Annotated in this window: 10 protein-coding genes and 1 pseudogene; 3 read left to right on the top strand and 8 right to left on the bottom strand. The window is 74.6% G+C overall.

The features are described from left to right. Positions 1–154 precede the first annotated feature (154 nt). From IW256_RS28365 to IW256_RS28350, 4 genes are all read right to left on the bottom strand, one after another. Positions 155–889: a gamma-glutamyl-gamma-aminobutyrate hydrolase family protein gene (locus IW256_RS28365; protein ID WP_197013859.1), complete on the bottom strand. Its 735-nt coding sequence runs from the start codon at positions 887–889 to the stop codon at positions 155–157. Next, complete coding sequence (locus IW256_RS28360) at positions 886–2,367, bottom strand: aldehyde dehydrogenase family protein (RefSeq protein ID WP_197013858.1); 1,482 nt, start codon at positions 2,365–2,367, stop codon at positions 886–888. The genes IW256_RS28365 and IW256_RS28360 overlap by 4 nt, the downstream gene beginning before the upstream one ends. 143 nt (positions 2,368–2,510) lie before the next feature. Then, positions 2,511–3,938 (bottom strand): aldehyde dehydrogenase family protein, encoded by a 1,428-nt coding sequence (locus IW256_RS28355; RefSeq protein WP_197013857.1) that lies wholly within the window; start codon positions 3,936–3,938, stop codon positions 2,511–2,513. A 4-nt stretch (positions 3,939–3,942) separates the two neighbouring features. Next, positions 3,943–5,562, bottom strand: a complete 1,620-nt coding sequence (locus IW256_RS28350; protein WP_197013856.1) for a PucR family transcriptional regulator — start codon at positions 5,560–5,562, stop codon at positions 3,943–3,945. 116 nt (positions 5,563–5,678) lie between these two features. Here IW256_RS28350 and IW256_RS28345 point away from each other — a divergent pair. Beyond that, a pseudogene (locus tag IW256_RS28345) lies at positions 5,679–6,527 on the top strand (aminotransferase class III-fold pyridoxal phosphate-dependent enzyme); the annotation flags it as partial. Between the two features lie 13 nt (positions 6,528–6,540). Here the strand turns inward: IW256_RS28345 and IW256_RS28340 are convergent. The 4 genes from IW256_RS28340 to IW256_RS28325 form a co-directional block, all read right to left on the bottom strand. After that, positions 6,541–7,611, bottom strand: a complete 1,071-nt coding sequence (locus IW256_RS28340; protein WP_197013854.1) for an LLM class flavin-dependent oxidoreductase — start codon at positions 7,609–7,611, stop codon at positions 6,541–6,543. A gap of 99 nt (positions 7,612–7,710) precedes the next feature. Beyond that, positions 7,711–8,019 (bottom strand): hypothetical protein, encoded by a 309-nt coding sequence (locus tag IW256_RS28335; RefSeq protein WP_197013853.1) that lies wholly within the window; start codon positions 8,017–8,019, stop codon positions 7,711–7,713. A gap of 132 nt (positions 8,020–8,151) precedes the next feature. After that, complete coding sequence (locus IW256_RS28330; RefSeq protein ID WP_231403961.1) at positions 8,152–9,843, bottom strand: ExeM/NucH family extracellular endonuclease; 1,692 nt, start codon at positions 9,841–9,843, stop codon at positions 8,152–8,154. 132 nt (positions 9,844–9,975) lie between these two features. Next, positions 9,976–10,560: a TetR/AcrR family transcriptional regulator gene (locus tag IW256_RS28325; protein ID WP_197013852.1), complete on the bottom strand. Its 585-nt coding sequence runs from the start codon at positions 10,558–10,560 to the stop codon at positions 9,976–9,978. A gap of 95 nt (positions 10,561–10,655) precedes the next feature. Here IW256_RS28325 and IW256_RS28320 point away from each other — a divergent pair, with 95 nt between their 5' ends. Together IW256_RS28320 and IW256_RS42865 are read left to right on the top strand one after the other, a co-directional pair. Continuing rightward, on the top strand, positions 10,656–11,840 hold the full coding sequence (locus tag IW256_RS28320) for a macrolide family glycosyltransferase (RefSeq protein WP_197013851.1): 1,185 nt from the start codon (positions 10,656–10,658) through the stop codon (positions 11,838–11,840). 175 nt (positions 11,841–12,015) lie between these two features. Further along, positions 12,016–12,813 (top strand): IPT/TIG domain-containing protein, encoded by a 798-nt coding sequence (locus tag IW256_RS42865; RefSeq protein ID WP_197013850.1) that lies wholly within the window; start codon positions 12,016–12,018, stop codon positions 12,811–12,813. Positions 12,814–12,818: the final 5 nt, after the last annotated feature.

Raw genomic sequence — 12,818 nt, 5'->3', positions numbered from 1 at the left:
CTCAGCCACCGCGCGAGCGCGTTGGCTGCCAGGTGGGGCGATGCCGGAGGCGAGCCTCACCTGGCAGATCGCGAAGCGATGCCGCGCTCGCACAGGCCCGGTCAGGCGCGAGCCGCCAGGCGAGCGCCGTGGGCCGGGGCTTTGAAACAGAGCCCTAGCCGGCCGACCCCTCGTCCCGCCGTCCCGCGGCGGCGGTGACGAGCGCGGTGAAGATCTCCTGCTGGGCGGGATCGGTGGCGGCCGTGTCCTCCGGGTGCCACTGGACGCCCAGGAACCAGCCCCCTCCCGCGCCGCCCGACAGCTCGACGCCCTCGATCGTTCCGTCGGCCGCGCGGGCCGTGACGGCCAGGCCCTCGCCCAGGACGTCGATGTCCTGGTGGTGGTAGCAGGAGGCGGCGGTCTCCCCGGCGTCCAGGACCTTGGCCAGCAGGGTGCCCGGCTCGACCGTCACCGGATGGACGACATGGCGGTGCTCGGCGTCCATGTGCTGGCGGAGCGTCCCGCCCCTGACCACGTTCACCACCTGCAGGCCGCGGCAGACCGCCAGCAGCGGCAGCCCGGCCGCCAGCGCGCGGTCCGCCACCGCCAGGTCGAACGCGTCCTGCTCCTCGTCGACGTCGTACAGGGCCTCGTGCTCCCCGTCCGCGCCGTAGTGGCGGGGGTGCAGGTCGCCGCCGCCGGGCAGCAGCACGCCGTCGCACCGCGCCAGCCGCCCGGCGGCGCCCGCGGGGTCGGCGGGGTGCATGACGAACGGCTCGCCGCCGCCCCGCCACACCGCCTCCACCAGGGCGCGGGCGGTGACCTCGGCCGCGTAGCGCAGCGCGGTCGCGCCCGCCGAGAACCGGGCGGGGACGGCGATCAGGGGGCGTCCGGAGGGACCGGCGGTCACAGCGCGATCCAGGTGGTCTTGAGGTCGGTGTACTTGTCGAGGGCGTGCAGCGACTTGTCCCGGCCGTGGCCCGACTGCTTCATGCCACCGAACGGGACGCTCATGTCGCCCTCCTCGTAGCAGTTGACCCAGACCACTCCCGCGCGCAGCGCCCGGGAGATCCGGTGGGCGGCCGAGAGGTCGGAGGTCCACACCGCGGCGGCCAGCCCGTACTCGGTGTCGTTGGCCAGCCGGACGGCCTCGTCGGCGTCGTCGAACTCCTGCACGGCCAGGACCGGGCCGAAGATCTCCTCGCGGGCGATCCGCATCCCCGGGCCGACCCGGTCGAAGACGGTGGGCCGCAGGAAGTGGCCGTCCCCGTCCGGCACCTCCCCGCCCGCCCGCAGCCGGGCGCCGTCGGCCCGGCCGGCCTCGACGTACGACAGCACCTGCTCGCGGTGCCGGGCCGACACCAGCGGGCCCATCTCGGTGGCCGGGTCCAGCGGGTCGCCGACCCGGATCTTCCCGGCCCGCGCGACGATCCGGTCCAGCACCCGCTCGGCCACCGAACGGTGCACCAGCAGGCGGGACGGCGCGCTGCACATCTCCCCGGCGTTGAAGAAGATGCCCCACGCGGCGGTGTCGGCGGCGGCGTCGAGGTCGGGGGCGTCGGGAAGGATGATGTTCGGCGACTTGCCGCCCAGCTCCAGCCAGACCCGCTTGAGGTTGGACGCGGCGGCGTAACGCAGGAAGTGCCGCCCGACCTCGCCGGACCCGGTGAACGCGACGACGTCCACGCCGGGGTGCTCGCCCAGGGCCCGCCCCGCCACCTCGCCGCGGCCGTTGACGACGTTGAACGCGCCGGGCGGCAGCCCCGCCTCGGTGGCCAGCGCCGCCAGGTGCAGGGCCGACAGGGGCGACTCCTCCGCCGGCTTCAGCACCACCGTGCAGCCCACGGCGAGGGCGGGGGCCAGCTTCCAGGCGGCCATGGTCAGCGGGAAGTTCCACGGCACGACCGCGGCCACCACCCCGGCGGGCTCGCGGGTGATCAGCGCCAGCGCGTCGTCGCCGGTGCGCGGGACCTCGTCCAGCTGCTTGTCGGCGACCTCGGCGTACCAGCGCAGGCAGCCGGCCACCGCGCGTAGCTCGATGCCGTACGCCTCGCCGATCGGCTTGCCCATCTCCAGGCTGACGAGCAGCGACAGATGTTCTCTGTCACGTTCCACCAGATCGGCCCAGCGCAGCAGCGCCGCCTTGCGCTCGGCGGGCGCCAGCCGCGGCCACGGGCCCTCGTCGAACGCGCGGCGCGCGGCGGCCACGGCGCGGTCCACGTCGGCCGCGTCCGCGGCGGCCACCCGCGCGATCGTGCGGCCGTCGCGGGGAGCGACGACGGGCAGCGTGCCCGCGCCGGGGGAGAACGCGCCGTCGATGTGGTGATCGGTGTACGGGTCGATCTTCTCGGCCCGGGAGCGCCATTCCTCGTACGGGACGCCGGTCAAGGCCCCTCCTTCGCAGGGTCGCGTGCGCGTGCGGCTCAATCATCCGCCGAAAACGGGTGGAACGTACGGTACGTGCGGCGGGCCCGCCCCGGAGTCCTCTCGGGGCGGGCCCGCCGGGAGCCCGGCCGGTGGCCGGCGCGCCGTCAGAGCGGCAGGCCGGTCAGCACCATGACCTTCTCTTCGGTGTAGTCCGTCATCGCCGAGTGCAGGCCCTCGCGGCCGACCCCGGAGTCCTTCACGCCGCCGTAGGGCATCTGGTCGGCCCGGTAGGACGGCACGTCGCCGATCACCACGCCGCCGACCTCCAGCTCGCGGTGGGCGCGGAAGGCCACGTCCAGGTTCCGGGTGAAGATCCCGGCCTGGAGCCCGAACGTGGAGTCGTTGACCCGCGCGAACGCGTCGTCCACGCCGTCCACCGGCTGGACCATGAGGACCGGCCCGAAGACCTCCTGGCGGGAGATCTTGGCGTCGGCGGGCACGTCGGCCAGCACGGTCGGGGCGTACGCGGCGCCGTCGCGGGTGCCGCCCGCCAGCACCGTGGCGCCCGCGGCGACCGCCTCGTCCACCCACGCCTCGACGCGCTCGGCGGCGTCCTGGCTGACCAGCGGGCCGACCTGGGTCTTCTCGTCCCAGGGGTCCCCGGTGACCAGGCCGTTGACCGACTCGACCAGCTTGGGCACGAACGCGTCGTAGACCGAGCGGTCGACGAAGACACGCTGCACCGCGATGCAGCTCTGCCCGGCCTGGTAGTTGGAGAACAGGCCGATCCGGGTGGCCGCCCAGTCCAGGTCGGAGTCGGACAGGACGACGGCCGCGCCGTTGCCGCCCAGCTCCAGCGTGACGTGCTTGCGCGGCACCTGGTCGCGGATCGACCAGCCGACCGGGACCGAGCCGGTGAACGACACGATCGGCAGCCGCGGGTCCTCGACCAGCCCGCCGGCCCGGTCGTTGGGCACCGTCAGCACCGAGAACATGCCCTCGGGCAGGTCGGTCTCGGCCAGCAGCTCGCCCAGCAGCAGCGCCGACAGCGGCGTGGCGGGCGCGGGCTTGAGCACGATCGGCGTGCCCACCGCGATGGCCGGGGCGATCTTGTGCGCGGCCAGGTTGAGCGGGAAGTTGAACGGGGAGATGCCCAGCACCGGGCCCTTGGGCACCCGGGTGACGTAGGCCATCCGCCCGTTGGCGGCGGGGTCGGTGTCGAGGCGCTGGGTGGTGCCGCTCCAGCGGCGGGCCTCCTCGGCGGCGAACCGGAAGGTGGCGATCGCGCGGTTCACCTCGCCGCGCGCCCACAGCAGGGGCTTGCCGTTCTCGCCGGTGATCAGCCGGGCGACCTCCTCGGCGCGCTCGGAGAGCCGTGCCGAGACGTGCGCCAGGGCCTCCGCGCGCACATGCAGGGGCAGTGCGGCGGCCTCGCGGCGCACCGCGTCCGCCGCGGCCACCGCCTGCTCGACCTGTTCCGGGGTCGGTACGGCGGCGGTCCCGACGACGCGGCCGTCGTAGGGGTGGGTAACGGTCAGCTGCTCGTCACCGGTCGCGGGCCGACCGGCCAGCCAGAATGGGGTCACGTCCATGACCTCACGCTATCTCCGGAGGCTCGATGCGCGAGCCTCCAGCGTGTCCAATCGGGTCCTCCGGATTGTCCGTCACGGCGAGCGCGATCCACAGCTCGGCGCGGACCGCCGGATCGTCGAGATCGCGGCCCAGCAGCTCGGCCGCCTTGCGCATGCGGGTCCGCAGCGTGTGCCGGTGCACGCCGAGGGCGCGGGCCGCCGCCTCGCCCTGCCCGTTCGCCGCGAGGTAGGCGCGCAGCGAGTCGGCCAGCGCCGGGTCCTCGGCCCGCAGCGGCGCCAGCAGGGACTCCGCGAACCCCTGCGCCAGGTCCGGGTCCAGCAGGCCGAGCAGCCCCTGGCCGGGGAGGTCGGCATGGTGGAGGACGCCGTGGGGGCTGTCGGGGCCGTCCCGCGACCGGCGGGCGGCGGCCAGGGCCCGTTCCGCCTGGACCAGGGCCCGGTCCAGGGCGTCCAGGCCGGCGGGGTCGCTCGCACCGACCGCGCCGCTCGCCCGCGCCACCGCCGCCACCCGTCCGGCCAGCCGGTCCGGGACGATCACCGCGCACAGGTCGCGCAGCGGCAGCGCCAGGCAGTGCTCGCCCGCCGGATCGAGGTCCAGCGCGTCCAGCACCGCGGCGCCGCCCGCGCAGGCCAGGACCCGTACCGGCGGCTCGGGAAGCGCGGTGCCCGCCGCTCCCGTACCCCCGGCTCCCGTACCCTCCGCTCCCGCGCCGACCGGGCCCGTCCCGAGGCCGAGCAGCAGGGCGGCGAGCGCGGCGCGCAGCGGACGTTCCGTGCGAGGGCTCTCCGAACGCAGCGTGAGCAGGGCGACGGCCGCGCCGACGATCGTGTGGGCGGCCGGCGGCAGCGGGTCGGTGGTGCCGACCGCCAGGAACCCGCGCGGCCTCCCGCCGAACCCGATGGACTGCACCACCACCTGCCCCTCCGCTCCCGACAGCGCGACCCCGACGGGCCCGCCCGGTACGCCCTCACCAGGTGTGCCGGGTGCGCCGGGCGCTCCGGGTGCTCCGGGCACGGCGGGGCGCGGTACCCGGGGACGGCGGAGCCGGGCCAGCTCCGCGGCCAGGCCCGGAGCGTGGCGGCGGGCCCGCGCGGGTTCGGCGTGCCGGACCTCGCCGGAGGCGTCGAGCAGCAGGGCCCAGCCGCCCAGTTCCCTGGCCAGCCTCGTGATCAGGGGGCCGGGGCCCCGGAGCGCGGCGCGGGTCAGCTCCCGCTGGGCCTGCGCGGAACGGGTGACGTCCTCGTACCACTCGGCGGCCAGCATCCGGGAGACGGCCTTGCCCACCGCGATGAACGGGGTCGGCCGGGGCACCTCCAGCAGGGTCAGCCCCTGCTCGGCGGACGCCGCCACCAGCTCCGGCGGAACCGTCTCGTGGATCACCCCGACCGCGAAGCCGAGCCCGGCCACGCCCCGCGCCACCAGGCGCGCGACGTAGGGGGCGGCGCCCTCGCCGGTGAGCCGCATCCCGGTGGTCAGGAGCAGCTCGCCGCCCTCGAGGAACGGCGTGGGGTCCTCCAGCTCGCTCACCGCCACCCACCGCACCGGCGCGTCGCCCCGCACCTCGGTCAGCGGGCGCAGCCCGAGCTGCGGCAGGGCGGCCACATCGCGGAGGCTGGGCGGCACGCGCGCTCCTCTCAGTGCGTCCCGGACGCCGGGACTGTGCACGATGTCCAGTGCGGGACCGCCGATTCGCCGGTCCGTACGGTTCAGGGTAGACGCGGACCGGCTTATTTTCGCGCCCCACAAAGCACGGGTTCGGGCCGTACGCGGCGGAGGTCTACCGGATGCCGATGGCCTACCCCTACCGCTGGCCCGGCGGCGCGGAGGACTGCGGGCCGCAGGCGGCGGCGCAGGCCATCGACCAGATCACCAAGCAGATCGGGCCCGGGAACGTCGCGGCCGTGGTGGTCGAGCCGATCCAGGGGGAGGGCGGCTTCATCGTCCCCGCGCCCGGCTTCCTCCCGGCGATCGCCGCGTTCTGCCGGGACAACGGCATCCTGTTCGTCGCCGACGAGGTGCAGACCGGGTTCGCCCGTACGGGCGACCTGTTCGCCTGCGAGCACGAGGGCGTGGTCCCCGACATCGTCGCCACCGCCAAGGGCATCGCCGGCGGCCTGCCGCTCGCGGCCGTCACCGGCCGCGCGGAGATCATGGACCGGGTGCACCCCGGCGGGCTCGGCGGGACCTACGGCGGCAATCCGCTCTCCTGCGAGGCGGCGCTGGCCGTCCTGGAGGAGATCGAGGAGGGCGGGCTGGTGGACCGGGCCCGCGCGATCGGCGACATCATGCTGCCCCGGCTGCGCGCCCTGGCCGGACGGTACGGGGCGGTCGGCGACGTGCGCGGGCGCGGGGCGATGACCGCGGTCGAGCTGGTGCGGGGCGGCGCCTCCGGCGGCGCGAAGGAGCCCGACCCCGAGCTCACCGCCGAGATCGCGCGCCGCTGCCACGCCGCCGGGGTGCTGGTGCTGACCGCCGGCACGTACGGGAATGTGCTGCGGTTCCTGCCCCCGCTGGTCATCCCCGAGCACCTGCTGCGGGAGGGCCTGGACGTGATCGAGGAGGCGTTCGCCGCCGCGCTGGAAGGCTGAGCGGAGCCCCCGGTCAGGCGCGGGTCGCCGCGGCGGTCTCCACTCCGGCGGCCTCCGCGGCGGTCTCCACCGCGGCGGTCTCCGGGGCGGCCTCGGTGGAGGCGGAGCCGAGGTCGTAGAGGCCGGCCAGCAGGTCGTAGGAGCGCAGCCGGTCCCCGTGGTCGTACACCGAGGTCACCACCATCACCTCGTCGGCCTCGGTCCGCTGGAGCAGCGCGTCCATCTGCCGCCGCACCGTCTCCGGGCCGCCCATGACCTGGCCCGCGAGACGGGACTCGATGATCTCGCGTTCCATCGGGGTGTACGGGTACGCGGCGGTCTCCTCGGGGCTGGGCAGCGGCCCCGGGCGGCCCTGCCGCAGCCGCAGGAACGACAGCGCCTGCGGGGCGGCCAGCTCGCGCGCCCGCTCGTCGGTCTCGGCCGCCGTCACCGACACCGCGATCATCGCGTACGGGCGTTCCAGCTCGGCCGAGGGCCGGAACGACTCGCGGTAGAGGGCGAGGGCCGGGAGCGTGTTCTCGGAGCTGAAGTGGTGGGCGAACGCGAACGGCAGGCCCAGCAGGCCCGCGAGCCGGGCGCTGTAACCGCTGGATCCCAGCAGCCACACCGGGGGCTCGTTCCCGGCCGCCGGGGTCACCGTGCTGGTCGCGCCGAAGTAGGCCCGCAGCTCGTGGACCTGCTCGGGGAAGTCGTCCACCGACAGGGCGTCCGGCGAGCGGCGCAGCGCCCGCGCGGTGGCCTGGTCGGTGCCGGGCGCGCGGCCCAGGCCGAGGTCGATGCGTCCCGGATGGAGCGCCTCCAGGGTCCCGAACTGCTCGGCCACCACCATCGGCGCGTGGTTGGGGAGCATGATCCCGCCCGATCCCACCCGCAGCCGGGAGGTCGCCGCCGCGACCTGCCCGATGAGTACCGCCGTCGCCGAACTGGCGATGCCGGGCATCGCGTGGTGCTCGGCCAGCCAGTAGCGGTGGAAGCCGAGCCCTTCGGTGTGCCGGGCCAGGTCGAGGGTGTTGCGCAGGGCCTGGGCGGACGTGGATCCGCTCACCACGGGGGACAGGTCGAGGACCGAGAAGGGGACGCTCATGACGGGTGCAACCCCGCGGCGGGGCGCCGTCTTCCCGCCCGGTCCCGCCGCGCCCCCGTCCCGCCGCGCCCCGTCCCGAAGGGGAGGCGCGGGGTCACCTCAGGCGGAGGCGATCCTCATCACCGCGAAGACCAGCAGGAAACCGATCGGAGGCCCGATCGTGATGGCGGACCACGACAGGAGCACGAGGGAGCGCGCTCGCGCGGGGTCGTCCCGGAACCGTTCCTCGGCGCGGGTGTAGAGCAGGGCGCCCGCGAACAGCAGCGGGAAGAACAGGACCATGGCCCACAGGCCGAAGAGGAAGGCGAGCACCTGCCCGGCGCGCGTGTACGTGCCGTCGGGGCCGATGCCCGGCGCGGTGCGGGGGGAGGCGAAGGCGGGGACGGGAGCGGGAGCGGCTTCGGTCATGGCGGTCACCCATCGCTCGAGACGATGCGAATGTGACCTGGATCATACGCCTGACCGAAGCCGCCCGATAGAGCCGCCGCCCGCTACCGGAGTACCCGGGGGCCGGGGTACCGGGTACCGGCGTGCGCGGGGTCAGCGCAGCCGGAGCCCGACCATCACCGGGTCGTGGTCGGAGGACCGGTAGGCGTCCGGCCGGTAGAGCGCCGGGGGGTTGTACTCGGTGTTGTAGTCGAGGATCAGGGGCTCGTCGCTGTTGATGTGCCAGATCGTCGCGCCGCTGACCCGCGGGGACAGCTCCCGGCCGGCCAGCACGTGGTCCAGCTCGCCCGCCTGCCCGTCGAACACGTAGCTGTAGCGCTGCTCGGGCCGGACGAACCGCTCGGTCTGCCCGGCGAACCCGGCCGAGGTCAGGGTCCGCACCGGGTCCTCGGCGGTGTAGGCGTTCAGGTCGCCCAGCACCAGCGGGTTGCGCTCACCGGCCGACAGCGCCGCGATCGCCCGGGCCTGGGCGACCCGGCGGGCGTTGTAGCAGCCCTGGCCGTCGCCCTGGTCCAGGTCCGGTCCGGTGGCCTCGCCGCAGCCCTTCGACTTGAAGTGGTTGACGATCATCGTGAACGGGACGCCGCCGCCGGAGGCGAGCCGGAAGGTCTGGACGAGCGGGGGCCGGTCGAACACCGGGTCGGCGGAGGACCGCGCCGGCCCGGACGGGGCCAGCCGCGCGCTCTTGTAGATGAGCGCGACGTGGATCTGGTCGGTGCCCGGGTTCGGGTGCCGGATCCAGCTGTAGGTGCCCGCGCCCACGGCGGCGTTCAGCCGGTCGACCAGCGCCTTGATCGCGGTGTCGCCGTTGTTCTCGACCTCCATGAGCCCGACCGCGTCGGCGTCCAGGCCGCGCAGGGCCGCGACCAGCTTGGCGATCTGCCGCTCCTGCTCCCCGGCGGTGTCGGCGCCGCGCACGTCCAGCGTCGTGAACCAGTTCAGCGTGTTGAACGCGGCCACCTTCACGTCGCCGCCCACGCGGGCGGGACGGACCGGGCGCGGGTTGGTGCGGGCGAAGTGCGGGGCCCGGGTCGGCTGGAGCCGGTAGCCGCCGAAGCCCTGGCTGAGGATCCCGGTGAGGCCGGTCGTCGTGTCGCCGATGCGCAGCGAGCGGGGGCCGGTGAACGGGACCTCGGCGGGGTTCTGCACGGTCGAGCCGTCGTCCAGCAGCAGCCGGCGCCGGTCGTTCCCGGCCTGGGTGGAGCCGTGGCCGTCGGTGGGCTGGAAGAGCCGCCCGCCCGACGACAGCGTCACCTCGCCGTACCGCCCGAGCTGGTAGGTCTCGGTCGCGGTGAGCCGCTGCCCGTAACGCAGCAGCATGCCCTCGTGGCTCTCGGGGTCCTGGGTCGGCGGCAGCTTCACCGTGACCGGCTCGATCGTCTCGCCCGACCCGCACACGTCCACGGCGCTCACCGGGGAGAGTTCGGTGAGGCCGCCGTACTCGACGGCCTTGCCCGTCACCAGGACCCGGTCGCCGGTCGCGACCTCCTTGGTCGAGTAGACGAACAGGCCGTCGGAGGTCCTCGGGTCGCCGTCGGGGGCCGGGTCCTGGACGAAAAAGCCCTTGAGCCGGTCGGCCTCCTGGAAGTCGCCGGTGACGACGCCTTCGATCCGGACGGTCTGCCCGTTCAGGGGCGTGGTGGCCCCCTGGCCCTGGACCTGGGCGATCCGGTGCGTGGCGGGGGTCTCGCACGGGCCCGGCTCGCCCCGGGCCGCCCCGGCCCCGGCCGTGGTGACCAGCCCGGCGGCCAGGGTGGACGCGATCATCGCTGCTGTTCGGCGCATGCGCCGGAGGTTAAACCGGGCGTATCGCCCATCAAAGAACCATTAGTGAAGACTCCACCTATTCGTAATGAATCGCTAAAGGTGGCCGCCGGGGCGCCCCGGTGCTCCGGTGGCTTGGTGTCCAGGTGCCCGTCAGTGCGGGCGCATCGCCGCGACCGCCATGGTGGCCACCGTGTCGGCGTACTCCGGGGTGAGCGGGCCGATGCGCAGCATCCACCGGTAGAACAGCGGCGCGAACAGCATCTCCACGGCGGCCTGCAGGTCGAGGCCGGCGGCCAGCTGCCCGGCCGCCTGGGCCGAGCGCAGCCGCTCCTTGGTGGCCTCCAGATGGGGCATGAGCAGGCGCTTCACCATCTCCTCGCCCAGCGTCGGGTCGTTGTGGACCTCGGTCGCCAGCGCGCGCGTCATCTGGTCCAGGTAGGGGGTCTCGAACTCCTCGGCGATGGCCCGCAGCACGGTCTTGAGGTCGGCCTCCACGTCGCCGGTGTCGGGCAGCGCCAGCTCGGGCGCGCCGGCCGGGGCGGGCAGCAGCGAGTCGAACATGACCGCCCCCTTGGACGGCCACCACCGGTAGATCGTCTGCTTGCCCACCCCGGCCCGCGCGGCGATGGCCTCGATGGTCAGTTTCGGGTAGCCGACTTCGAAGAGCAGCTCGCGGGTCGCGGTGAGGATCGCCTGCCGCGAGCGCTCGCTGCGGCGGGCCGGATCGGGGCTCATGATCCGAACGTACCCGAGGCGAGCCGCAACGTCTCGTCTTGACTTCATCATGAGGCGAGACGTATCGTCTCGGCATCGACTTCGAAAGGCCATCCATGAACCGCCGTCATATCGCCATGGTGAGCATCCCGGCTCCCGGCCACGTCAACCCGAGCCTGGAGATCATCCGTGAGCTGGCCGCCCGCGGCCACCGCGTCACCTACGCCAACGACCCCTCGTTCGCGGACACGGTCGCAGCCGCGGGGGCCGAGCCCGTCCCGTACGCCTCGACCCTGCCGGCCCACGACAAGCCGGAGACCTGGCCCGAGGACCTGGTCGAGCAGCTGGAGGTCTTCCTCGACGACGCCGTCGCGATGCTCCCCGCGCTGCGCGCCGCGTACGAGAACGACCGGCCCGACCTCTTCCTCTACGACATGGCCGGCTATCCGGTGCGGGTGCTCGCGGAGGAGTGGGGCATCCCCTCCATGCAGCTCTCCCCGTCCGCCGTGGCCTGGGAGGGGTACGAGGAGGACACCGCCGACCAGGTGGAGGCCATCCGGAGCCATCCGCGAGGCCCCGGGTACTACCGCCGCTTCGCCGAGTGGCTGGCGTCCGTCGGCGCCTCGGAGACCGACTCCCACCGCTTCGTCGCGGTGCCGCGGCGCGGCCTGGTGCTGATCCCGCGGGCCATGCAGCCCAACGCCGACCGGGTGGACCCCGGCCGCTACACCTTCGTCGGCCCCTGCCTGGGCGACCGCTCCGACCAGGGCGGCTGGGAGCGCCCGGCCGGCGCGGAGAAGGTCGTGCTCGTCTCGCTCGGCTCGGCGTTCACCGACCGCCCCGACTTCTACCGCGCGTGCCTGGGCGCCTTCGGCGACCTGCCCGGCTGGCACGTGGTGCTCCAGATCGGCAAGCACGTCGACGAGGCCGACCTGGGCACCGTCCCCGGCAACGTCGAGGTGCACCGCTGGGTGCCGCAGCTGGCCATCCTGGAGCGGGCGGACGCGTTCGTCACCCACGCCGGCAGCGGCGGCGTCAACGAGGGGCTGTACTGCGGGGTGCCGATGATCGCCGTTCCCCAGGCGGTCGACCAGTTCATGAACGCCGACATGCTCACCGAGATCGGCGTCGGCCGCAGGATCGACACCGCGGACGCCACCGCGGAGGCCCTGCGCACCGCCCTGCTCGACCTCACCACCGACGAGAAGGTCGCGGCGCGCCTGGCCGCGATCCGCACCGAGCTGCGCGAAGCGGGAGGTACGTCCCGGGCCGCGGACCTGGTCGAGGCCATGCTGCCCTGACCCCGCGCCGTCCTGACCCGCGCCGCATCCCGCCGCATCCCGTCGCGCCCCGTCGCGCCCCGTCGCGCCGGCGTCGCACTCCGTCGCACGGCGGCGAAACGCCCGCGCGCGGGGCGTCGATAACCCTGCGAACGGCCCGGAGGCCGGGCCCGCGAGGGGAGAGGGGCGTACGCCGGTGCGCGAGGAGTCGTCGGTCGGCACCGGGTACGCACGGACCCGCGACATCGTCCTCGTGGCGTTCCTCCTCATGCTGCTCGCCGCGCTGCTGGTGGTCGTCCTGGTCCAGGCCTGGCCGCCCGCCCCGCAGATCGCCCGGGACGGACGGCCGGAGGCGACACCGAACGCGCTGACGGTCCGGCTGTTCGGGTGGGAGGCGCGCACGACCCGCGAGACGTGCCTGTTCGTCATCGTCATCGCGGCGGGCGCGATCGGCGCGGTCGTGCACGCGCTGCGGTCCCTCTTCTGGTACGTCGGCAACCGCTCGCTGCGCCGCAGCTGGCTGATGATGTACGTGTCCCTGCCGTTCGTCGGCGGCCTGCTCGGCCTGCTGGTCTACCTGGTGCTGCGCGGCGGGCTGACCTCCCCCACGGGCGGTTCGTCCGACGTCAACCCCTACGGGGTCACGGCGATCGCCGCGCTGGTCGGGCTGTTCTCGCAGGAGACCGCAGAGAAGCTGCGCGCGGTCTTCGCGACCCTGCTCGCGCCGCCGCAGGCCGGGCGCGACCAGGCGGTGCCGCCGCGGGTGCACGCGGTCGAGCCCGCCTCGGGCCCGGTGGGCGCCACGGTGATCGTCCGGGGCGCCGGCCTCGGCTCGGCCTCCGCCGTCCGCTTCGGGACGGTGGACGCCCCGGTCGGCGAGGCCGGCGACACCAGCGTACGGACGACGGTGCCGGCCGGGGCCGTCACCGGCCGGATCACCGTCGTCACACCGGACGGCCCGGTGACGGGTTCCGTCGAGTTCACCGTGGAATGACCGGT

This window comes from Actinomadura viridis, assembly GCF_015751755.1.
Lineage (GTDB): Bacteria > Actinomycetota > Actinomycetes > Streptosporangiales > Streptosporangiaceae > Spirillospora > Spirillospora viridis.
Note: the sequence above shows the minus strand (reverse complement) of the source record. Positions and strands in the feature narration are given on the sequence as shown.